16 protein-coding genes are annotated in these 20528 nt (G+C 59.3%); 8 read left to right on the top strand and 8 right to left on the bottom strand.

What is annotated here, in order from left to right; all coding sequences use genetic code 11:
- Positions 1 to 127 precede the first annotated feature (127 nt).
- Positions 128 to 1495, top strand: a complete 1368-nt coding sequence (locus AAEZ03_RS06045) for a formimidoylglutamate deiminase (protein ID WP_350576918.1) — start codon at positions 128 to 130, stop codon at positions 1493 to 1495.
- Positions 1496 to 1588: 93 nt separating this feature from the next.
- On the opposite strand, the gene AAEZ03_RS06040 is transcribed toward AAEZ03_RS06045, so the two are convergent.
- Positions 1589 to 3532 carry a RecQ family ATP-dependent DNA helicase gene (locus AAEZ03_RS06040; RefSeq protein ID WP_350576915.1) on the bottom strand — a complete coding sequence of 648 codons (1944 nt, stop codon included), beginning with the start codon at positions 3530 to 3532 and terminating at the stop codon, positions 1589 to 1591.
- Between the two features lie 244 nt (positions 3533 to 3776).
- Between AAEZ03_RS06040 and AAEZ03_RS06035 the strand changes: the two genes are divergently transcribed.
- On the top strand, positions 3777 to 4127 hold the full coding sequence (locus tag AAEZ03_RS06035; RefSeq protein ID WP_278941402.1) for a DUF1493 family protein: 351 nt from the start codon (positions 3777 to 3779) through the stop codon (positions 4125 to 4127).
- Positions 4128 to 4232: 105 nt separating this feature from the next.
- Here AAEZ03_RS06035 and AAEZ03_RS06030 read toward each other — a convergent pair whose 3' ends face one another.
- The 3 genes from AAEZ03_RS06030 to AAEZ03_RS06020 all read right to left on the bottom strand — a co-directional run bounded on the left by AAEZ03_RS06030 (position 4233) and on the right by AAEZ03_RS06020 (position 7441).
- Entirely contained in the window at positions 4233 to 5777 is a 1545-nt protein-coding gene (locus AAEZ03_RS06030; protein WP_350576911.1) for a phosphoenolpyruvate carboxykinase, read from the bottom strand.
- A 179-nt stretch (positions 5778 to 5956) separates the two neighbouring features.
- Positions 5957 to 6871, bottom strand: coding sequence for an Hsp33 family molecular chaperone HslO (gene hslO / locus AAEZ03_RS06025; RefSeq protein ID WP_350576908.1), 915 nt, complete (start codon positions 6869 to 6871; stop codon positions 5957 to 5959).
- Positions 6872 to 7036: 165 nt separating this feature from the next.
- Positions 7037 to 7441: an RNA-binding S4 domain-containing protein gene (locus AAEZ03_RS06020; RefSeq protein WP_123751040.1), complete on the bottom strand. Its 405-nt coding sequence runs from the start codon at positions 7439 to 7441 to the stop codon at positions 7037 to 7039.
- 241 nt (positions 7442 to 7682) lie between these two features.
- Between AAEZ03_RS06020 and rimB the strand changes: the two genes are divergently transcribed.
- Together rimB and rimK are read left to right on the top strand one after the other, a co-directional pair.
- The gene (gene rimB, locus AAEZ03_RS06015) at positions 7683 to 8165 is read left to right on the top strand and encodes a retropepsin-like aspartic endopeptidase RimB (protein ID WP_048366761.1); all 483 of its coding nucleotides are present in this window, start codon (positions 7683 to 7685) and stop codon (positions 8163 to 8165) included.
- Complete coding sequence (gene rimK, locus AAEZ03_RS06010; protein WP_048366762.1) at positions 8162 to 9067, top strand: 30S ribosomal protein S6--L-glutamate ligase; 906 nt, start codon at positions 8162 to 8164, stop codon at positions 9065 to 9067. The genes rimB and rimK overlap by 4 nt, the downstream gene beginning before the upstream one ends.
- 107 nt (positions 9068 to 9174) lie before the next feature.
- On the opposite strand, the gene AAEZ03_RS06005 is transcribed toward rimK, so the two are convergent.
- Together AAEZ03_RS06005 and ompR are read right to left on the bottom strand one after the other, a co-directional pair.
- Positions 9175 to 10488: an ATP-binding protein gene (locus AAEZ03_RS06005; protein ID WP_048366763.1), complete on the bottom strand. Its 1314-nt coding sequence runs from the start codon at positions 10486 to 10488 to the stop codon at positions 9175 to 9177.
- Positions 10489 to 10599: 111 nt separating this feature from the next.
- A complete protein-coding gene (ompR, locus tag AAEZ03_RS06000; protein WP_350576903.1) occupies positions 10600 to 11340 on the bottom strand; it encodes an osmolarity response regulator transcription factor OmpR in 741 nt (246 codons plus the stop codon).
- 358 nt (positions 11341 to 11698) lie between these two features.
- On the opposite strand from ompR, the gene AAEZ03_RS05995 reads away from it, so the two are divergent.
- The 3 genes from AAEZ03_RS05995 to gshA all read left to right on the top strand — a co-directional run bounded on the left by AAEZ03_RS05995 (position 11699) and on the right by gshA (position 16186).
- Entirely contained in the window at positions 11699 to 14020 is a 2322-nt protein-coding gene (locus tag AAEZ03_RS05995; protein WP_350576900.1) for a Tex family protein, read from the top strand.
- A complete protein-coding gene (locus AAEZ03_RS05990) occupies positions 14020 to 14403 on the top strand; it encodes a PaaI family thioesterase (protein WP_048366766.1) in 384 nt (127 codons plus the stop codon). Before AAEZ03_RS05995 ends, AAEZ03_RS05990 begins: the two co-directional genes overlap by 1 nt.
- A gap of 199 nt (positions 14404 to 14602) precedes the next feature.
- Entirely contained in the window at positions 14603 to 16186 is a 1584-nt protein-coding gene (gene gshA, locus AAEZ03_RS05985) for a glutamate--cysteine ligase (protein ID WP_278941990.1), read from the top strand.
- A 141-nt stretch (positions 16187 to 16327) separates the two neighbouring features.
- On the opposite strand, the gene argA is transcribed toward gshA, so the two are convergent.
- On the bottom strand, positions 16328 to 17626 hold the full coding sequence (argA, locus tag AAEZ03_RS05980; RefSeq protein WP_048366768.1) for an amino-acid N-acetyltransferase: 1299 nt from the start codon (positions 17624 to 17626) through the stop codon (positions 16328 to 16330).
- A 135-nt stretch (positions 17627 to 17761) separates the two neighbouring features.
- Positions 17762 to 18913 (bottom strand): acetylornithine deacetylase, encoded by a 1152-nt coding sequence (gene argE / locus AAEZ03_RS05975; RefSeq protein ID WP_350576895.1) that lies wholly within the window; start codon positions 18911 to 18913, stop codon positions 17762 to 17764.
- 156 nt (positions 18914 to 19069) lie between these two features.
- On the opposite strand from argE, the gene AAEZ03_RS05970 reads away from it, so the two are divergent.
- Positions 19070 to 20458 carry a CYTH domain-containing protein gene (locus tag AAEZ03_RS05970; RefSeq protein WP_350576892.1) on the top strand — a complete coding sequence of 463 codons (1389 nt, stop codon included), beginning with the start codon at positions 19070 to 19072 and terminating at the stop codon, positions 20456 to 20458.
- The last annotated feature ends 70 nt before the right edge of the window (positions 20459 to 20528 follow it).

The following is a 20528-nucleotide window of genomic DNA, read 5'->3' as shown; positions in this document are numbered from 1 at the left end:
CACGACAGGCGGAGTCGACACAGGCAATCCTTGTTCATGAGTTAAGGGGCGTAGCTTGCCGGAGTTTACCGGGCAGGCAAACGTCTGTATATGTATATACAAATTTCCACGATGGGGTGCTCAACCGATGTCCGTCTTCTTCGCCGAACGTGCGCTGTTACCCACAGGCTGGGCTACTCATGTCCGCATCGAGGTCGGGGCCGACGGCTTTCTGACCCGTATTCAAGCCAATGCCGATGCCCAAGGCGCACAACGCTTGAACGGCCCGGTGTTACCGGGCATGCCGAATCTGCACTCCCATGCGTTTCAGCGGGCCATGGCCGGTTTGGCCGAAGTGGCGGGCAACCCCAACGACAGCTTCTGGACCTGGCGCGACCTGATGTACCGGCTGGTCGGCAAAATCAGCCCCGAGCAATTGGGCGTCATCGCCCGCCAGTTGTACATCGAAATGCTCAAGGCCGGGTACACCTCGGTGGCGGAATTCCATTACGTGCACCACGACCTGTCGGGCCAGCCTTACGCCGACCCGGCCGAGCTGGCGCTGCGCATCAGTGAAGCGGCGCGCTCCACCGGCATAGGCTTGACGTTGCTGCCGGTTCTGTACAGCCATTCCGGTTTTGGCGGCCAGGCGCCTAACGATGGCCAGCGCCGTTTTATCAACAGCACCGAGCAATACCTGAGCTTGCAGCAACAGTTAAAGCCCCTGTTGGCGCAACAACCGGCGCAACAACTGGGCCTGTGTTTCCACTCGCTGCGAGCGGTCACCCCCGAACAACTACACGACGTGCTGCGCGCCAGCGACACGGCGTGCCCGGTGCATATCCACATCGCCGAGCAGCAAAAGGAAGTCGATGACTGCCTGAGCTGGAGCGGCAAACGCCCAATCCAATGGCTGTATGACAACGTTGAAGTCGACGCGCGCTGGTGCCTGGTGCATGCCACCCACGCGACCCCCGACGAAGTGCGCCTTATGGCGCACAGCCAGGCCGTGGCCGGGCTGTGCCTGACCACAGAAGCCAACCTGGGCGACGGTATTTTCCCGGCCGTGGACTACCTCGCGCAAAACGGCCGCATGGGCATTGGCTCGGACAGCCATGTGTCGCTGAGCGTGGTTGAAGAGTTGCGCTGGCTGGAATACGGCCAGCGTTTACGCGATCAACGGCGCAACCGCCTGTACCGCAGTGACCAGCCGATGATCGGGCGCACCCTGTACGACGCCGCCGTGGCGGGCGGTGCACAGGCGATGGGCCAGCCGGTAGCCGGGTTGGCCGTGGGCCAGCGGGCTGACTGGCTGGTACTCGACGGCAACGACCCGTATCTGGCGACGGCGCAGGAAGACGGGATTCTCAACCGCTGGTTGTTTGCCGGCGGCGATCGGCAGGTCCGTGACGTGGTGGTGAACGGCCAATGGGTGGTGCGTGACAGGCGCCATGCAGATGAAGATGTGAGCAGCCGGGACTTCACTCGCGTGTTGAAAGAACTTCTGGGGGAATAAAGTGTGGGAGCGGGCTTGCTCGCGATTCAGACGACTCGGTGTATCCAGGTACACCGCGTCGATGCTATCGCGAGCAAGCCCGCTCCCACCGGTTCAAATCCACTCATCTGCCAGGTGGTGTTCGGCCCAGTGGCGTACGTCGGCGTAGGGGTAGTTTTCCAGCGCGGCAAAACCTGCAATCGAACGCGCTTTGATCTTGGTGAATAACGGCACGCTGATGCCGCACAAAAACCGGGTCACACGTTCTGCCGGTGGATAACTGCCTGTGTACTCCTGATGCTTGTGGATAAAAGCACCGCACAGCGCTTCAAAGTTTTTATCCACAAGCGGCGCCAGCGCGGGCGGATCGGGCAAGCGCGCAATCTGCCCCGCACACACAGAACAATGCCCGCACTGCTGCGGCGCCTGCTCATCGCCAAAGTACTGCGCCAGTCGATGACTCAGGCAGGTGTCACTGGAGAACAGCGCCAACATTGCGTGAATGCGCGCAATTTCACTATGCTCATGGGCGGTGAAGTACTGATGCAATTCAAGGCTCAGCGCCTGTGCATCCACCTCCGTCACCAGCACGTTATAGACCTCTGTCATCTGCTTGCTTTCAAGCTCGATCCAGCCCTTCTCATGAAAGTAATCCAGTGCCTTGACCACTCGATTGCGGTCCGCCTGATGCTGTTCGTACAGGGTGTCAAAGTTCACCGTGGCCCAGGTCCGGGCACGGCTGGAGGTTTGGATAATCGCCGCTACAAACTGTTGACGCTCGCCTTCAAACTTGGCCAGCAAGGTGTCGGGTTCAATCAAGAACTTGAAACGGTACTCGGCAAAATAGGCGTAGCGCGGGGCGATCAGGCCGCGTAACTCCAGCTGCACCAAGAGGGTTTTGAGGGGTAACTGGCGGATGTTGCTCTGGTCCGACAGCGGCATCAGCATGAACTCCCACTGCCCTTCGGCAATCGCTGCACTCAGTTCTTCCAGCACACAGCGAATGCCTTGCAGCTCTGGCGTGTCGCCATACACAAAGTTTTCCAGGACATTGAGGCTGTCGCGATTGGCCAGGACCAGACACTCGGACGTTGCGCCATCGCGACCGGAGCGGCCGATTTCCTGGCTGTAATTTTCAATCGACTTGGGCAGGTCAAAATGCACCACGTTGCGGATGTCACTTTTGTCGATGCCCATGCCGAAGGCGATGGTCGCAACGATGCAATTGAGTTGGCCCGCCATGAACTGGCGCTGGATGCTTTCCCGTTGCTCGTGGGGCAAGCCTGCGTGGTAAGCGTTAGCGCTGATCCCGTGTTGGCTCAGGTGTTGGGCGATCTGCTCGGCGGTTTTTTGCAACGTGACATACACAATGCTCGGCTGGCCTGGACGCTCGCCCATCCACTGTACCAAGCGCTGACGCTTGGCCGTGCCGGTGACGGGCTCGACCCACAAATCCAGGTTGGCGCGATAAAAACCGGTGGTGACGACATCCGACTCGGCAATCGCAAATTTGCGCTGCATGTCAGCGATCACAGCGGGCGTAGCCGTGGCCGTCAGCAGCAAAGCTTGCGGGATATTGAACTGGTGCTGGTAGTCCGGTAGCTTCAAGTAATCCGGGCGAAAGTTATGCCCCCACTCAGAAATACAGTGCGCCTCGTCCACCACCAGTAACGAAATGGGTACCTGCTGCAAAAAGTGGCGAAAGCGTTCGTTCTTCAGGCGCTCGACCGACACCATCAGAATCTTCAACTCCCCCGCCTTGGCCCGCGCCATGACAGCGCTGGCCTCATCGCGGCTTTGCACCGAGTCGATACTGGCGGCGGCAATGCCATGACGCTGCAAAAACGCCAACTGATCCTGCATCAGCGCCAGCAGCGGCGACACCACCAGCGTCAGATGCGGCAGCAACAACGCCGGCAACTGGTAACACAACGACTTGCCCGACCCCGTCGGAAAAATCGCCGCCGCCGAACGCCCGGCCAGCACCGCACTGATCGCCGCCTCTTGGCCTGCGCGAAACTGTGGATAACCGAAAACCTGTTCCAGGGTGTTGTACATCGCTGTCACTCCATTGACCGCCGCTGAGTCCTGAACCGTAGCGCAGGGTTTGCGGCGAATCGAGAAAAGGTCGGGGGCAAATTGAGAGGGGATGATACAGGGTCAAGCGCTCGTCGCTGTCCAGAGCCTTGAATGGCAACCTCACGAACCCACCTGAAGCACGGAGCATCGATTTTTAATTTGGTTTATGGTGCTGACGATTCGCCTGAAGACCTGTCTTTGATGACCACATGGATCTCTGATCATGAAACTCGCCAGCACCCTCCCCGACACACCAGCCCTGCGCGAGCTGATGCAGTTGCTGCATGAAGAAATCGGCCTGCCCGAGCACAAGACCATCAGCCTCAAGACCTCTATCAACCTCGACCTGGGTTGCAATGGCAGCGATGCCCAGCATTTGATGGAAAGCTTGGAAGAGCGCTTCGGGCTGGAACTGGCCGATTACGATGCGTATCGCTATTTCCAGCCAGCGGGCAACGACCCGCATTTCAAGCGTAACGCCAAAGGCCGGGGCAACAAGGTACCGCTGACCATTGGCATGCTGTATGAAGCCATCACACTCGGGCATTGGGACACACAAGCTCTAGAAGCCTGAACGGGACCTGTAGGAGCGAGCTTGTCTCGCGATCCTTAAATCTTCAGGCACAAAAAAACCGCCCTTTCAGGCGGTTTTTTTGTAGATCAATGCGCTAACCGATACTTACAGCTTCGGGCCAGCAGCTTTGATCGCGTCGCTGACGTCGAACTTTTTAAAGTTCTCAACGAACAGGCTAGCCAGGGCTTTGGCCGCTTCGTCGTAGGCTGCTTTGTCAGCCCAGGTGTTACGTGGGTTCAGCAGGGCAGTGTCAACACCCGGTACGGCCAATGGCACGTCGAGGTTGATGGTGTCCAGGTGCTCGGTTTCTGCGCCGATCAGAGCACCGCTCTGGATCGCTGCAATCACGCCACGGGTGGTCGGGATGTTGAAGCGCTTGCCAACGCCGTAGCCGCCGCCAGTCCAACCGGTGTTAACCAGGTAAACCTTGGAGCCGAAACCGCGGATGCGCTTGATCAGCAGCTCTGCGTATTCGCCAGCAGGACGTGGGAAGAATGGTGCGCCGAAGCAGGTAGAGAAGGTCGACTTGATGCCGCTGCCCGAACCCATTTCAGTCGAACCCACCAGTGCGGTGTAACCCGACAGGAAGTGGTAAGCCGCTTGTTCTTCACTGAGGATCGACACCGGTGGCAGAACGCCGGTCAGGTCGCAGGTCAGGAAGATCACAGCGTTTGGCTCGCCACCGAGGTTTTTCGGTGCGCGTTTTTCGATCAGTTCACGCGGGTAAGCAGCACGGCTGTTTTGCGTCAGGCTGTCGTCTGCGTAGTCCGCTTTTTTGGTGACTGGATCAATAACAACGTTTTCCAGTACCGCGCCGTGCTGGATGGCTTTCCAGATCACCGGCTCGTTTTTCTCGGACAGGTCGATGCACTTGGCATAGCAACCGCCTTCGATGTTGAACACCACGCCCACGCCCCAGCCGTGTTCGTCGTCACCGATCAGGTAACGGCTTTCGTCAGCCGACAGGGTGGTTTTACCGGTGCCCGACAGGCCGAAGAACAGGGTCACGTCGCCCTCTTCGCCCATGTTGGCCGCACAGTGCATCGGCAGAACGTCGACTGCTGGCAGCAGGAAGTTTTGAACCGAGAACAGGGCTTTTTTCATTTCGCCGGCGTAACGCATGCCTGCGATCAGCACTTTTTTGGCTGCAAAGTTGATGATCACGCAACCGTCGGAGTTGGTGCCATCACGCTCTGGCTCGCACACGAAGTTCGGTGCGTTGATGATTTGCCACTCGTCTTTGCCCGCCGGGTTGTACTGTTCCGGGTTGATGAACAGGCAACGGCCAAACAGGTTGTGCCACGCGGTTTCGGTGGTCATTTTGACGGGCAGGTAGTGCGCCGGATCAGAGCCTACATGAACGTGAGAAACGAAACGCTCACGCTCAGCCACGTAAGCCGAAACACGGTCCCACAGCGCGTCGAACTTGTCGGCCGGGAACTTGCGGTTGATCGGGCCCCAGGCGATTGCGTCCTGAGTGGTCGGTTCTTCAACAATGAAGCGGTCAGCAGGTGAACGACCCGTGCGATGGCCGGTACGAACAACCAGTGCACCGCTGTCGGCAAGCTCGCCTTCACCACGGTTCAGGGCTTCTTTTACCAGTTCGTCGATGCTCAGATCGATGTGCACGGCGTTATTAGCTTGCGTCATGAGGTTCCCCGTCGGCCATTGGCCGAGTGCGCCAAACGTTTTGTAGTAGAAATAGTTGCACTACTACCGCGAAAAAAGTGGGCCGGATTATGCCAGAAATGGCCAAAAAGAGTAGGGCCCACCTGTCAGAACCGCGCAAGAACGGTAATTGACAGGTGTTTCACCTGCGCTGAAACGTTTTAGTGATGAGTATTGGAAGGCGACTGAACACCCGCGCCGGAGAATAATTGATCCACATCGGCCGCATCGAACAGGTATTGAGCGTTACAAAACTGGCAATCGATCTCGATATGACCACCGTGTTCGGCCACCAGATTGAGCGCATCTTCATGGCCCAGGCTGGTCAATGCATTGCCTGAACGCTCACGCGAGCAGCTGCATTTGAACTCAAGTGCTTCTGAGTCGAACACGCGCACGGTTTCTTCGTGGTACAGACGGTGCAGGATGGTTTCGTTGTCCAGCCCCATCAGCTCTTCAGCCTTGAGCGTATCGCCCAGCATCAGCAGTTCTTTCCACTTATCGGCACGCTCCTCTTCGTCATCGATCACGTCGACCGGCAGTTGCTGTAAGAACATGCCACGTGCACGCAGACCGTCCGCTTTCAGCCAGAAGCGCGTAGGCACTTGCTGAGACATGACGAAGTAATTGGTAAAGCAATCCGCCAGCGTTTCGCCATCCAGGTCCACAAAACCCTGGGAGCGTTCGCCCACTTTTGGCACAACGGTAATGGCCAGCAGGCCGTCTGGCAGCAGGTCGGCCAAGGTGGCATCCGGGGCAATCTGCTCAGGATCAAAACGGGCCAGGCCACGGATTTCGCGCTCGCTGGTGCACTCGATGGTCAACAGTGGCACCGGGCCTTCGGAACGTGCTTGCAGGCTCAGCAAACCGTCGTTTTTCTGGTTGCCCACCAGCAACGCCGCTGCCGCCATCAACTCGCCCAGCAATTGCTGGACCGGTTCTGGGTAGTTATGTTTGGCCAACACTTCTGCGTAGCTGTGCTCCAGCGAAACCAGCTCGCCACGGGCATCGCAGGTGTCAAACATAAAGCGTTGGGTGGCGTCTTTTTGAAGGTCGTTTTTAAGTAGATCGGACATAAGAATAGAGTTCTGAATGGGTTACTTAATGTAGGTGGGGCTTTAACAGGCCGCTGGCTAATAACCCTATATGGCGTTTCACCTACGCAGTTACAAGTCATGTCTGCACAGACACGACGCACGGCAAAGCAATGGCAGCCCACAACGTACCCGCCGTCGCCGTTGTTACAAATCGCTCACATCATGCAACTGGTGCAGTTGGCGACGTTGTTTTTTGGTCGGTTTGCCGTCAGTACTGATCCCCATCGCCCCGGCCTTGCGCAGCGCGGCCGCGTTTTCGCGCTTGGCGATGCTTTGTTCGGTTTCGGCATACAGCGTTTGCGCCTCAGGGGCGCCACGACGTACGACTGACAAGGCTTTGACTTCGACGGTGCGCTCTTCAAGCCCTACCCGAATCTGCAACTCATCACCCACACGCGGCTCTTTGCTGGGCTTGCAACGCTCGCCACGGCAGTGAACCTTGCCACTTTCAATGGCCGCCTTGGCCAACGCCCGGGTTTTATAGAAGCGTGCGGCCCATAGCCATTTGTCCAGCCGGACTTTGTCGTCCTCTTCCTGTTTCTGCGCCATTGGAAGCCCCTTCATTTAAATTCACAGAACTGTACTACTACTTTTGATGAACCAAGGAAGGAATACGCCCGATAGAATGCTCATCTGCCAACACTGCAGCTCAATCACTGCATTGCATCCCCCCGTAGGAAAACTGTCGCCATTTGCCAGCTATTCTGCGTGAATACCGCCTGTTGGCTTTCATGTGTGACCTGCAGGGCCTTTCCTGCAACCTGAATACGTTAATCGCTGGTTACTTATATTGAAGACATTTGATCATTTGACCGTTGTCGGTCTGCGCGAGTGGGTGGCGCTGCCCGATTTGGGCGTTGCCGGCCTGCGCGCGAAAATCGACACCGGCGCCAGTACCTCCAGCTTGCACGCCACCGAGATCGAGCCTTTTGAGCGCGATGGCGTCGAGTGGGTACGTTTCAATGCCCATTTGGGCACGTTGGTACAACTGCGCCACCGTCGCTGCGAAGCGCCGTTAGTGGCGATTAAAACCATTAAGAGCTCAAACGGTCACACACAGGTGCGCTATGTCATACGCACTGACTTGGCCCTGGGTGATCATGTGTGGCAAGTCGAATTCACCCTCGCTTGCCGCAAATCGATGCGCTACCGCCTGTTGCTGGGCTCAAAAGCGCTGGTCGACGGCCAGTTGGTCGTTAACCCGGGGCAAAAATACGTTCAAGACAAGCCGGTGTTTCCGGTGACTACTACCTCCTCCAAAGGTGCTGCATGAAGATCGCTGTGCTGTCGCGCAACCCGCGTCTGTATTCCACTCGTCGCCTGGTTGAGGCCGGGACCGAACGAGGCCATCAGATGGTGGTGATCGATACCTTGCGCGCCTATATGAACATTGCCAGTCATAAGCCGCAGATCCATTACCGTGGCAAGCCGCTGGAAGGCTTTGATGCAGTGATCCCGCGCATTGGTGCATCCGTGACGTTCTACGGCTGCGCGGTGTTGCGCCAGTTCGAAATGATGGGCGTGTTCCCGCTCAATGAGTCGGTGGCCATTGCCCGTTCACGTGACAAATTGCGCTCGCTGCAATTGCTCTCGCGTCGTGGCCTGGGCTTGCCGGTAACCGGCTTTGCTCACTCGCCGGATGACATCCCGGACTTGATCGAGATGGTTAACGGCGCACCGCTGGTGATCAAGGTGCTGGAAGGCACGCAAGGCATTGGCGTGGTGCTGTGTGAAACCGCGACGGCGGCCGAGTCGGTGATCGAAGCCTTTATGGGCCTCAAGCAAAACATCATGGTGCAGGAATACATCAAGGAAGCGGGCGGTGCCGATATCCGTTGCTTCGTGGTGGGCGACAAGGTGATTGCCGCCATGAAGCGCCAGGCCAAGCCAGGCGAGTTCCGCTCCAACCTGCACCGTGGCGGCAGCGCCAGCCTGATCAAAATCACCCCCGAAGAACGCATGACGGCCATTCGTGCAGCCAAGGTCATGGGTTTGAGCGTGGCGGGGGTTGATATTCTGCGCTCCAACCACGGCCCGCTGGTGCTGGAGGTCAACTCATCGCCGGGGCTTGAAGGGATCGAAACCACCACGGGCAAAAATGTGGCGGGGATCATCATTGAGCATCTGGAAAAAAACAGCGGCCCGAACATGACGCGGACTAAAGGCAAAGGTTAACAGTCGTTACTGGCGCCCCGAAAACCTTGTAGGAGCGAGCTTGCTCGCGATCTTTTAAAGGATCAAAAGATCGCGAGCAAGCTCGCTCCTACACATTACAAGTCCGCCTACACAGCGCCGCGCGGCAACATCAAACCCAGCGGCAGCCGGACTCTGGCTTCCAGGCCACCCCCGGCACGGTTGCGCAGCTCAACGTTGCCGCCGTGCATGGAGGCGATGCGTTTTACAATCGCCAGGCCCAGGCCTGTGCCTTTGCCGCCTCGGGCACGGTCACCGCGAATAAACGGGTTGAAGATGTCTTCAAGCTCCGACGGGTCAATGCCTGCACCGCGGTCCATCACACTTAGCACCACGTAAGGCGCGCTGGTGTCGCCCGATACATAGGCGGCCACTTCAACGTCATCCCCCGCATGGTGCAAGGCGTTGCCGATCAAGTTATTGAGCAGGCGCTTCATCGATACCCGACGCAACGCAAACGGCTGAATGGGCTGCAAGCGCAAGCGCACCTGTTCGTCATTCTGGTTATACGGCGCAACGACTTCGCGGATCAGTTCGCACAGGTCAACTTCTTCAACCGGCTCATCGCGACCGTCGCGGATAAACGCCAAAAACTGATCCAGAATGGCGTCCATGTCTTCAATGTCGCGCACCATGTCGTCAGTCAGGTCGTTGTGGTTGCCCATCAACTCCAGCGACAAACGCAAGCGCGTCAACGGCGTGCGCAAGTCATGGGACACACCCGCCAGCATCAGTTCGCGCTCGCGGCCTGCCTGCTCCACATCTTCAGCCATCTGGTTGAAGGCGCTGTACACCTCGGTCATTTCGCTCGGTGTATCACTGATCGGCAGGCGCACACTGCGCCCCTGTCCCAACTGCCTGGCCGCATAAACCAGCCGTTTAAGTGGCTGATTGAGCTGACTGACGAAAATCCACGCCGAGGCGGTGGATAACAACCCGATGGCCAGGAACCAGCCCAGTACGCTCCAGATTTTTTGCCCACGCAGCGGGTGCGGGTACAACGGTACCTTCAGCCAGCCATCGCCCAGACTCGGGGCACGTACCCACAGAGCCGGGGGCGAGTGCATGCGTAAACGCACTTCGGTGTCGGCGCCCAGTTCGGCCTGCATCTGACGCTCGTAGATCTCGCTGTAAGGCCAGTGTTGCTCGCCTTCTGGCACCCCGCCGCCCACCACACGCGTCAGCGTTGCAGCATCGGCGATCTTGGCGCGGTTCTCTTCATCGGCCGCCCAATAGGCGCGCAGCACCAGGCCCACGCCGTGGCTGTATTGGCGGTCGACCAACATATCTTCGTTCATCAACAGATAAACCAAGGTCAATGCCTTGGAGAACAGGACGACGATGAGCACCAGCCAGAGGGTGCGAGAGAAAAAACTTTGGGGGAACCACAGAGGGGTTTTCATAGATGGCGCTTTACACGTTGCAGGGACGAGTACCAAGACCCGCAATAGAATGAAGTGCGAGCCACCCGGCGCCCTAAGGCCACTGGGTGACTCGCGCCTGCACAGGCGACATCACTTGGTTGCGTTGCCATCCGGCACGAATACATAACCGACACCCCAGACCGTCTGGATGTAGCGCGGTTTGGAAGGGTCCGGCTCGATCATGCGGCGCAGGCGGGAGATTTGAACGTCGATTGAACGCTCCAGTGCATCCCACTCACGGCCACGGGCCAGGTTCATCAGCTTGTCGCGGGTCAACGGCTCGCGCGCATGCATGACCAACGCCTTGAGTACGGCAAACTCACCGGTGGTGAGCATGTGTACTTCATCGCCACGCTTGAGTTCGCGCGTGGCCAGGGATAACTCGTAATCACCAAAGGTGACGCTTTCATCTTCGCTGCCCGGTGCGCCCGGTACAGGCGCCGACTGACGACGCAACACGGCACGCACACGCGCCATCAGTTCATCAGGGTTGAAAGGTTTGGCCAGGTAGTCATCAGCGCCCAATTCCAGGCCCTTGATGCGGCTCAGCTCGTCGCCCTTGGCGGTGAGCATGATGATCGGCACCCGATTACCCGCGGCACGCAGGCGGCGGCAGACAGACAGCCCGTCTTCGCCGGGTAGCATCAGGTCCAGTACCACCAGGTTAAATACCTCACGAGCCAGCAAACGGTCCATTTGCTCGACGTTCGGCACAGCGCGGGCACGGTAGCCCTTGCTGACGAAGAAACGCTCCAGCAGGCTGCTCAGCCCTGGATCGTCATCAACGATAAGAATTTTTTCGCCTTCAGCCGGTTGTGCAATGCTGCTCATTAGATGCTCCTGTGATCTCGGCGCGCATTATGGCTTAGCTGCTGTTATACGCATCGTGTGCATTGTTAGCAGATTTTTCCTTCACGGCCAGTGCGTCGAGTATAGCGGGTGAAGCGCGCAATCCCCTGAATCCGGGAACGCTGGTTATAATGCGCCGCCTTTTGTGTCAGGCAATCTCGGTTTTTCAAACATTGCGCCAGGATTTATTTTTTCAATACCTGCCGTAATGTGCTGATTTCACGGGTCAACAGGCTGCCCTTTTGGCCCAGGTAGCGGCGCCCTTCGGGCCGCTCAACCAGTCTCGCAAGCCTTACAGCCCGGGCCTGCGAGCCTGCATCACAATTTGTCAGGTGGTTTTATGGACAGCATCAACAGCCGCATCGCCGAAGAACTTGGCGTGCGCCCGCAGCAGGTCGAAGCGGCCGTCGCTCTTCTGGATGAAGGCTCCACCGTACCCTTCATCTCTCGCTACCGTAAGGAAGTGACAGGCAGCCTGGATGACACCCAGTTACGTCATCTGGAAGAACGCTTGCGCTACCTGCGTGAACTCGACGAACGGCGCATCAGCATCCTCGCCAGCATCGAAGAACAAGGCAAATTGACGCCTGAACTGGCCCGTGACATCAAGCTGGCCGACACCAAGACCCGCCTCGAAGACTTGTATCTGCCTTACAAGCAAAAGCGCCGCACCAAGGGCCAGATCGCCCTGGAAGCCGGTCTCGGCGAACTGGCTGACGGCCTGTTCAACGACCCCAACCTCAGCCCGGACACCGAAGCCGCACGTTTTGTTGACGCCGAAAAAGGCGTGGCAGACGTCAAGGCTGCCCTCGATGGCGCCAAGTACATCCTCATGGAGCGCTTCGCCGAAGACGCCAGCCTGCTGGATAAACTGCGCAGCTTCTTGAAGCAGGAAGCCACCCTCAGCGCCCGCGTTATCGCTGGCAAAGAGGAAGAAGGCGCCAAGTTCCGCGATTACTTCGAACACGACGAACCGCTCAAAAGCATGCCGTCGCACCGTGCGCTGGCGATTTTCCGGGGCCGCAACGAAGGCATCCTCAGCTCGTCGCTCAAGGTTGGTGAAGAACTGCCCGGCACGATGCACCCTGGCGAAATGATGATTGCCCAGCGCTTCGGCCTGGAAAACCAAAACCGCCCGGCAGACAAATGGCTGAGCGAAGTGGTGCGCTGGACCTGGAAGGTCAAGCTCTACACTCACCTCGAAACCGACCTGCTGGGTGAACTGCGCGACGCCGCTGAAACCGAAGCAATCAACGTGTTTGCCCACAACCTGCACGACCTGTTGCTGGCCGCCCCTGCTGGCCCGCGTGCCACGCTGGGCCTGGACCCGGGCCTGCGCACCGGCTGCAAGATCGCCGTGGTCGATGCCACCGGCAAACTGCTTGAGCACGCCACGGTGTACCCGCACGTGCCGCACAACAAGTGGGATCAGACCATCGCGATCATGGCCGCCCTGTGCGCCAAGCATTCGGTTGAGCTGATCGCCATCGGCAATGGTACCGCCAGCCGCGAAAGCGACAAGTTGGCCCTTGAGCTGATCAAGAAATACCCGGCCCTTAAAGTCACCAAGGTGATGGTGTCCGAAGCCGGTGCATCGGTTTACTCGGCCTCTGAACTGGCCGCCACGGAATTCCCGGACCTCGACGTGTCGATCCGTGGCGCCGTGTCGATCGCCCGCCGCCTGCAAGATCCGCTGGCCGAGCTGGTAAAAATCGACCCGAAATCCATTGGTGTCGGCCAATACCAGCACGACGTGTCCCAGCTCAAGCTGGCACGCGGCCTGGACGCCGTGGTCGAGGACTGCGTAAACGCCGTGGGCGTGGACGTGAACACCGCTTCGGTCGCGCTGCTGGCGCGTATTTCCGGCCTTAACGCCACCTTGGCGCAAAACATCGTGGCCCACCGTGATGAAAACGGCGCCTTCAAAACCCGTGCAGCGCTGAAAAAAGTCAGCCGTCTGGGCGAAAAAACCTTTGAACAGGCCGCCGGTTTCTTGCGCGTCATGAACGGTGACAACCCGCTCGACGCCTCGGCCGTTCACCCGGAAGCCTACCCGCTGGTGAAGCGCATCGCCTCGGACACCGAGCGTGACATTCGCTCGCTGATCGGCGACGCCGGCTTCCTCAAGCGTCTGGACCCGAAAAAATTCACCGACGAATCCTTCGGCCTGCCGACCGTCACCGACATCCTGCAAGAGCTGGAAAAACCCGGCCGCGATCCGCGTCCCGAGTTCAAGACGGCAGAGTTCCAGGAAGGGGTTGAAGACCTTAAAGACCTGGAGCTGGGGATGATCCTCGAAGGCGTGGTCACCAACGTGACCAACTTCGGTGCGTTCGTCGATATTGGCGTGCATCAGGACGGTTTGGTGCACATCTCGGCCTTGTCCGAGAAGTTCATCAAAGACCCGCGTGAAGCCGTTAAAGCCGGTGACGTGGTCAAGGTCAAGGTCATGGAAGTCGACATCCCGCGTAAACGCGTTGGCCTGTCGATGCGCATGAGCGATACCCCCGGCGAGAAAATCGACGGCGCGCGCGGTGCCCGCCCAGGTTCGGCGCCTCGTCAGCAAAACTCGGCCCCACGCAAAGAGACAGTCGCCGCTGCCCCGGCCAACAACGCAATGGCTTCGCTGTTCGCCAATGCCAAACAGCTGAAGAAACGCTAATGACGCTGCCTGAGGGTTTGACCCAAAGCGCGTTCAGCGAGTTGATCGGTTGTCGCGTCGAGTCGGTAGAAGACGGCATTGCGCACGTCGCGCTAAGCCTTGAGCCGCAGCTGCGCAACCGTGGCGGCAAAATGCACGGCGGGGTGATTTTCAGCCTGGTCGACATCACCATGGGGCTGGCCTGTTCCGGCGCCCATGGTTTTGACCGCCAAAGCGTGACGATCGAGTGCAAGATCAACTACTTGCGCTCCGTTTCCGATGGCGATGTGCTGTGCATCGCCAAGGTCATCCACCCCGGCCGACGGACGTTTGTCGTCGAAGCGGACGTCATGCAAGGCGACAAACTGGTCGCTAAAGCACAAGGCACGTTCGCTGTCCTGTAGCGGTCATCAGGTCATTTGAGTTAATTTCGGCACTGTGAAAGCAGTGCCGAAATGCGCTCGGAGCGCCGTAATACCGAAACAGGGACGGGGCTGAGCATCACCCCTACAAAGCCAGGCGACCACGCCGGTATAACTTCACCCTTGTAGACCGTCCTGACCACCCCCATATTGGGGCGACTGACGCGTGAAGGAATCTAACTTGAGCGAACTTCTCAACCGCCGCCTGAACTTACTTGGCGAGCGCACACACCTCTCTTTGCTCGAGCAGTGCCTGCATGGTATCGAGCGCGAATGCCTGCGCGTAACGGCCGATGCACGACTGGCGCAGACCCCGCATCCTGAAGAACTGGGGTCGGCGCTGACCAACGACCAAATCACCACTGACTATTCCGAGTCGCTGCTGGAGTTCATCACCCCGGCCCTGCCCGACCCTGCGGACACGCTGGCCAGCCTCGACAAGATTCACCGTTTTGCCTACAGCAAACTTGGTAACGAGTTCCTGTGGAGCCCTTCGATGCCGTGCCCGTTGCCGGCCGAAGAAGACATCCCGATTGCCTACTACGGCACGTCCAACATCGGTCAGCTCAAGTACGTATACCGCAAGGGCCTGGCCCTGCGTTACGGCAAGACCATGCAGTGCATCGCCGGGATCCACTACAACTTCAGCCTGCCTGAAGCCCTGTGGCCGGTGCTCAAGCAAGCAGAGGGCTTTGTCGGTACCGACCGTGATTACCAGTCGGACGCCTACATCGCGCTGATTCGTAACTTCCGCCGTTACAGCTGGTTGCTGATGTACTTGTTTGGCGCCTCACCTGCGCTGGATGCCGGCTTCTTGCGCGGCCGTTCGCACCAGTTGGAGCAACTGGATGCCGACACGCTGTACCTGCCGTTCGCCACCAGCCTGCGCATGAGCGACCTGGGTTACCAGAGCAACGCCCAGGCGGGCCTCACGCCTTGCTACAACAACCTCGACAGCTACACCGACAGCCTGCGCAAGGCCGTGGCGACGCCGTACCCGCCGTATGTCGAGATCGGTACGCACAAAGATGGCGAATGGGTGCAACTGAACACCAACATTCTGCAAATCGAAAACGAGTACTACTCCAACATTCGCCCCAAGCGCGTGACCTACACCGGCGAGCGCCCGATCCAGGCCCTGGTGGCCCGTGGCGTGCAGTACGTTGAAGTGCGCCTGCTGGACATCAACCCGTTCCTGCCGGTGGGCATCGACCTGCCGCAAGCGCGCTTTCTGGATGCCTTCCTGCTGTATTGCGCACTGCAAGAGAGCCCGCAGTTCGAGAGCAGCGAATGCGGCAACTGCACGTCCAACTTCTTGAGCGTGGTCAAAGAAGGTCGCCGCCCGGGTCTGCAATTGCAGCGTCAGGGCCAAGCGGTCGAACTGAAAGAGTGGGCGGCAGAACTGCTGGAAAAAATCGCCCCGGTGGCGGCATTGCTGGACCAAGTCCATGGCGGCGACGCCCACAGCAAGGCACTGGACGATCAGTTTGCCAAGGTTAAGGACGTGTCCCTGACCCCGTCGGCCAAAGTGTTGGCCAACATGACTGAACACAAAGAAAGCTTCGCCCAGTTTTCGATGCGCCAGAGCCAGGCCCACGCGGAGTACTTCCGCGACACCCCGCTGAGCCCGGAAGACCAGGCCGCATTCGAAGCCAAAGCCAAGCAATCACTGCTCGAACAAGCCGAGACCGAGAAAATCGAAGAAGGTGATTTCGACCTGTTCGTGGCCTCGTACCAGGCGAGTATTTTGGCGATCAGTAACTAAGGCGACACAGCGACACAGCGACTCTGTAGTCGCTGTCGAGGCACGAAGGCTGCGATGCGGGCCGCAGGACCGCCGTCCAGGGTCGCTTCGCAACCCATCGCAGCCTTCGTGCCTCGTCAGCGGCTACAGGCCTTGTATGTTTTACAGCGCCTTTTCAAAGATCTTGGAGTTGCGCTGGAAGTTGTACAGCGACGCCCGCGCTGCTGGCAGGCGTTCGACGCTGCTGGGTTCAAAGCCGCGCTCGCGGAACCAGTGAGCCGTGCGTGTCGTGAGGACGAACAGGGTTTTCAGCCCCTGCGCCCGTGCACGGCTTTCGATGCGCTCCAGCAACTCATCACCCCGACGGCCATGACGGTACTCCGGGTTGACCGCCAAGCACGCCAGTTCACCGGCATCCGAATCCGCAATCTGATACAGCGCCGCGCAGGCGATGATCATGCCTTCACGCTCAACCACGCTGAATTGCTCGATTTCACGCTCCAGCACTTCCCGTGAACGGCGCACCAAGATGCCCTGCTCTTCCAGCGGGCTGATCAGGTCCAGCAAACCGCCCACGTCTTCAATCGCCGCTTCGCGGGTGACTTCGAATTGTTCCTGGGCAACCAGGGTGCCGCCGCCGTGGCGGGTAAACAGTTCGGTCAGCAGCGCACCGTCTTCGGCATAGCTGACGATGTGGCTGCGGGCCACACCACCGCTGCACGCCTCGGCAGCCGCTTCAAGCAATTCCGCCTGGTAATCACTGCCCAGACGCTTCATATGCGCCGGGATTTGCTGCGGCCGCAACTCACGCACCAGCCGCCCTTGTTCATCCAGTAACCCGGACTCAGCGCCAAACAGCAGCAGTTTGTCAGCGCCCAGGTCGATGGCGGCGCGGGTGGCAACGTCTTCGCAGGCCAGGTTGAAGGTTTCGCCGGTGGGCGAGTAGCCCAAGGGCGACAACAGCACGATAGAGCGCTCGTCCAGCAGGCGGTTGATGCCCTTGCGGTCGACCCGGCGCACTTCGCCGGTATGGTGGTAGTCCACGCCATCGAGCACGCCAATCGGCCGTGCGGTCACCAGGTTGCCGCTGGCCACGCGCAAACGCGAGCCCTGCATGGGCGATGAGGCCATGTCCATGGACAAGCGCGCTTCAATCGCAATGCGCAATTGGCCCACGGCGTCCATCACGCACTCCAGCGTCGCGGCGTCGGTGATGCGCATGCCTTTGTGGTAATGCGGCTGCAGGCCACGGGCTTCAAGACGGCTTTCGATTTGCGGGCGCGAACCATGAACCAGCACCAGCCGCACGCCGAGGCTGTGCAGCAGCACCAGGTCGTGGACGATGTTGCCAAAGTTGGGGTGCGCTACACCGTCGCCAGGGAGCATGACGACAAAGGTGCAGTCGCGGTGAGCATTGATGTAAGGGGAAGCATGACGCAGCCAGTTAACGTAATCGTGCATAACCAAAGCCTGTAAAAAATGAGCCGCCTAAAAAGGGCAAAAACAGCAAACGCACAGCAGGCTGGTAGTTATCGTCGAAACAAACTTGGCAACACGCGTGCTCTCCTTGTGTATACGGGTCGGGCCTGCGGCCATTTACTGGGCCGGGGTCAGGCAATAATGTTCGATCAGTTGGCTTAATAGACGCACTGTCGGCTGCAAACGTGACATTTCGAGGTGTTCACCGGGCTGATGCGCGCAGGTGATGTCACCCGGGCCCAACACGATGGTCTCGCAGCCAAGCTGCTGAAGATAAGGTGCTTCGGTGCCAAACGCTACTGCTTCGGCGCGATGCCCGGTGAGCCGCTCGGCCACGCGCACCAGTTCGCTGTCAGCGGCCTGCTCGAACGGCGCCACACCCGCCGCAATCGGGGCGAAGTCGATGTTGACCTGATGGCGCTCGGCCAACGGGTCGAGTTTGCTGCGAATGATTGAACGCAACAGCGCCGGGTCCATGCCTGGCAAAGGCCGCAGGTCGAATTCCAGCGAGCATTGGCCACAAATCCGGTTCGGGTTGTCGCCACCATGGATGCAGCCAAAGTTGAGGGTCGGTTGCGGCACGCTGAACTGTGGGTTGCGGTACTCGTTCAGCCATTGCTGGCGCAGCCCTTTGAGCTCGGTGATCGCGTCGTGCATGGCGTCCAGCGCGCTGTGGCCCAGGCTTGGGTCCGATGAATGGCCACTGCGCCCCAGAATATCAATGCGCTCCATCATCACGCCTTTGTGCATGCGGATGGGTTTGAGCCCGGTCGGTTCGCCAATCACCGCGGCACGCCCCAGCGGCCGCCCGGCCTCGACCAGCGCACGTGCACCGGCCATGGAGGTTTCTTCGTCACAGGTGGCCAGAATCAGCAACGGCTGCTTGAACGGTTGGTCCAGCAGCGGGCGCACGGCTTCGATGATCAAGGCGAAAAAGCCCTTCATGTCGCAACTGCCCAGGCCTACCCAGCGATTGTCCACTTCGGTCAACTTGAGCGGATCGGTCTGCCACAGGGCTTCGTCATACGGCACCGTGTCGCTGTGGCCGGCCAGTACCAGACCGCCGGGGCCGCTGCCGAAACTGGCGAGCAAGTTGAACTTGCCAGGGCTGACCTGCTGGATATCGCAACTGAAGCTCAACTCACCCAGCCACGTGGCCAGCAAATCGATCACGGCGCGGTTGGACTGATCCAGATGGGGCTGAGTACAACTGACCGACGGCGTGCTGATCAACGCAGCGAATTGCTCTTTGAGGGACGGTAAGGGCATGCGCTGGCTTCCTGTTGGCTGGGCGAGGCCCATCATAGAGCCATCTGCGCCACAGAATAAACCCGCGCGACGCGCCGGGGCGGTGAGTCCTGTACACTGCACGGCCTTGGCAGCCACACTTTCCCCGGCTGCGCACCGTTCCTGGATTTTCCGGCCATGCAAAAAGAAACCGAAATCAAGCTCCGCGTCAGCCGAGAAACCCTCGCCGCCTTGCGCGAGCACCCTCTGCTGAAAAAACGCAACAAAAGTGGCTGGGAAAGCCGTGAGTTGTTAAACCAGTACTTCGACACGCCTGAGCGCGATCTGGCCAAGGCCAAGGTTGCCCTGCGCTTGCGCCGCGATGGCGAAGAGGTGATTCAAACCCTCAAGACCCGCGGCCAAAGCATTGCCGGGCTGTCTGAGCGCAACGAATACGACTGGCACTTGCCCAAGGCCAAGCTCGACATCAAAAAGCTCGAAGGCGAATGCTGGCCTGACGAACTGGCCGAGCTGGACAAAAAAACCCTGAAGCCGATCTTCACCACCGATTTCGTTCGCGAGCGCGCTGAAATCTCGTGGGGCCGTGGCAAAGCCAAGGTGGTGATCGAAGCCGCGCTGGACCTGGGCCACGTGATTGCCGGCAAGCAGAAAGAAGAAATCTGCGAGCTGGAGCTCGAGCTGCGCGAAGGCGAGCCAGCTGCCCTGCTGGAACTGGCCGCCGAACTGGCGGAAAAACTGCCGCTGATGCCATGCGACATCAGCAAGGCTGAGCGCGGCTACCGCCTGTTCGATGCCAACAGCTACACCATCACCCTGCCTGCCCCTGAGTTGACCCCGGAAACGCCGCTGGACGACGCCTTTGCCGCGTTGGCCTGGCACCTGTTGGGCAACAGCCAGCGCTTGGCTGAGCAATACCGCTTCAATGGTCACTGGCGCTTGCTGCAAGACTGGCTGCACCAGTTGATTGACCTGCGTGCACTGGTCAGCAGCCTCGGCCAGGCCGCCCCGCGCCAGTCGACCCACACCCTGCGGGCCGAGCTGGATGCCCTGCTTGAAGACTGGCGCCCGATTGTGCAAATCGGCCAGGACGATGAGGACGTGCGTAAAGCCGCCCCTGAGCAGTTCCTTGAAGAGCTGCAAGACCCGCGCTGGGGCCAGTTCTCGCTGAACACCTCGCGCTGGCTGCTGGCCCGCAGCTGGACCGTCGACCGTGGCACCACCCGTGGCAACCGTCAGGGCGCTGCACAATTGGCCAGTTGGCTGCCGCGCTTGCTGTCGGACGAGGCCATTGCGCTGCGTCTGAACCGCTACCAGCAGCAACCAGAAGACTTGGCCGAACAACTGCCGCGCATTGAGCGCATTCAGGCCTGGTTGCGCCTGGCGCGTGGCGTGCTGGAGATCCCGGAAGTCGATCGCTTGTACGGTGAGATGAACAAGTTGCAAGAATTGGCGAACTTGCCAATCACTGACGACGCCGAGAGCAATGACCTGCTGCTCAACGCGCGCAAGCAACAAGCCATTGCCGTGTACCAGAACCGCGCCTGGAAAACCCTGCTGCGCGCCTAAGCCTTAACGCTTGTAGGAGCGAGCTCGTCTCGCGATCTTTTAGAAGATCAAAAGATCGCGAGACGAGCTC

The sequence above is a fragment of the Pseudomonas sp. HY2-MNA-CIBAN-0224 genome, from assembly GCF_040310285.1.
GTDB lineage: Bacteria > Pseudomonadota > Gammaproteobacteria > Pseudomonadales > Pseudomonadaceae > Aquipseudomonas > Aquipseudomonas helleri.
Note: the sequence above shows the minus strand (reverse complement) of the source record. Positions and strands in the feature narration are given on the sequence as shown.

Excerpts from the sequence above, each read along its gene's own strand:
- AAEZ03_RS06045 (WP_350576918.1), top strand. The coding sequence starts at position 128 with ATGTCCGTCTTCTTCGCCGAACGTGCGCTGTTACCCACAGGCTGGGCT.
- AAEZ03_RS06040 (WP_350576915.1), bottom strand. The coding sequence starts at position 3,532 with ATGTACAACACCCTGGAACAGGTTTTCGGTTATCCACAGTTTCGCGCA.
- AAEZ03_RS06035 (WP_278941402.1), top strand. The coding sequence starts at position 3,777 with ATGAAACTCGCCAGCACCCTCCCCGACACACCAGCCCTGCGCGAGCTG.
- AAEZ03_RS06030 (WP_350576911.1), bottom strand. The coding sequence starts at position 5,777 with ATGACGCAAGCTAATAACGCCGTGCACATCGATCTGAGCATCGACGAA.
- hslO (WP_350576908.1), bottom strand. The coding sequence starts at position 6,871 with ATGTCCGATCTACTTAAAAACGACCTTCAAAAAGACGCCACCCAACGC.
- AAEZ03_RS06020 (WP_123751040.1), bottom strand. The coding sequence starts at position 7,441 with ATGGCGCAGAAACAGGAAGAGGACGACAAAGTCCGGCTGGACAAATGG.
- rimK (WP_048366762.1), top strand. The coding sequence starts at position 8,162 with ATGAAGATCGCTGTGCTGTCGCGCAACCCGCGTCTGTATTCCACTCGT.
- AAEZ03_RS06005 (WP_048366763.1), bottom strand. The coding sequence starts at position 10,488 with ATGAAAACCCCTCTGTGGTTCCCCCAAAGTTTTTTCTCTCGCACCCTC.
- ompR (WP_350576903.1), bottom strand. The coding sequence starts at position 11,340 with ATGAGCAGCATTGCACAACCGGCTGAAGGCGAAAAAATTCTTATCGTT.
- AAEZ03_RS05995 (WP_350576900.1), top strand. The coding sequence starts at position 11,699 with ATGGACAGCATCAACAGCCGCATCGCCGAAGAACTTGGCGTGCGCCCG.
- AAEZ03_RS05990 (WP_048366766.1), top strand. The coding sequence starts at position 14,020 with ATGACGCTGCCTGAGGGTTTGACCCAAAGCGCGTTCAGCGAGTTGATC.
- argA (WP_048366768.1), bottom strand. The coding sequence starts at position 17,626 with ATGCACGATTACGTTAACTGGCTGCGTCATGCTTCCCCTTACATCAAT.
- argE (WP_350576895.1), bottom strand. The coding sequence starts at position 18,913 with ATGCCCTTACCGTCCCTCAAAGAGCAATTCGCTGCGTTGATCAGCACG.
- AAEZ03_RS05970 (WP_350576892.1), top strand. The coding sequence starts at position 19,070 with ATGCAAAAAGAAACCGAAATCAAGCTCCGCGTCAGCCGAGAAACCCTC.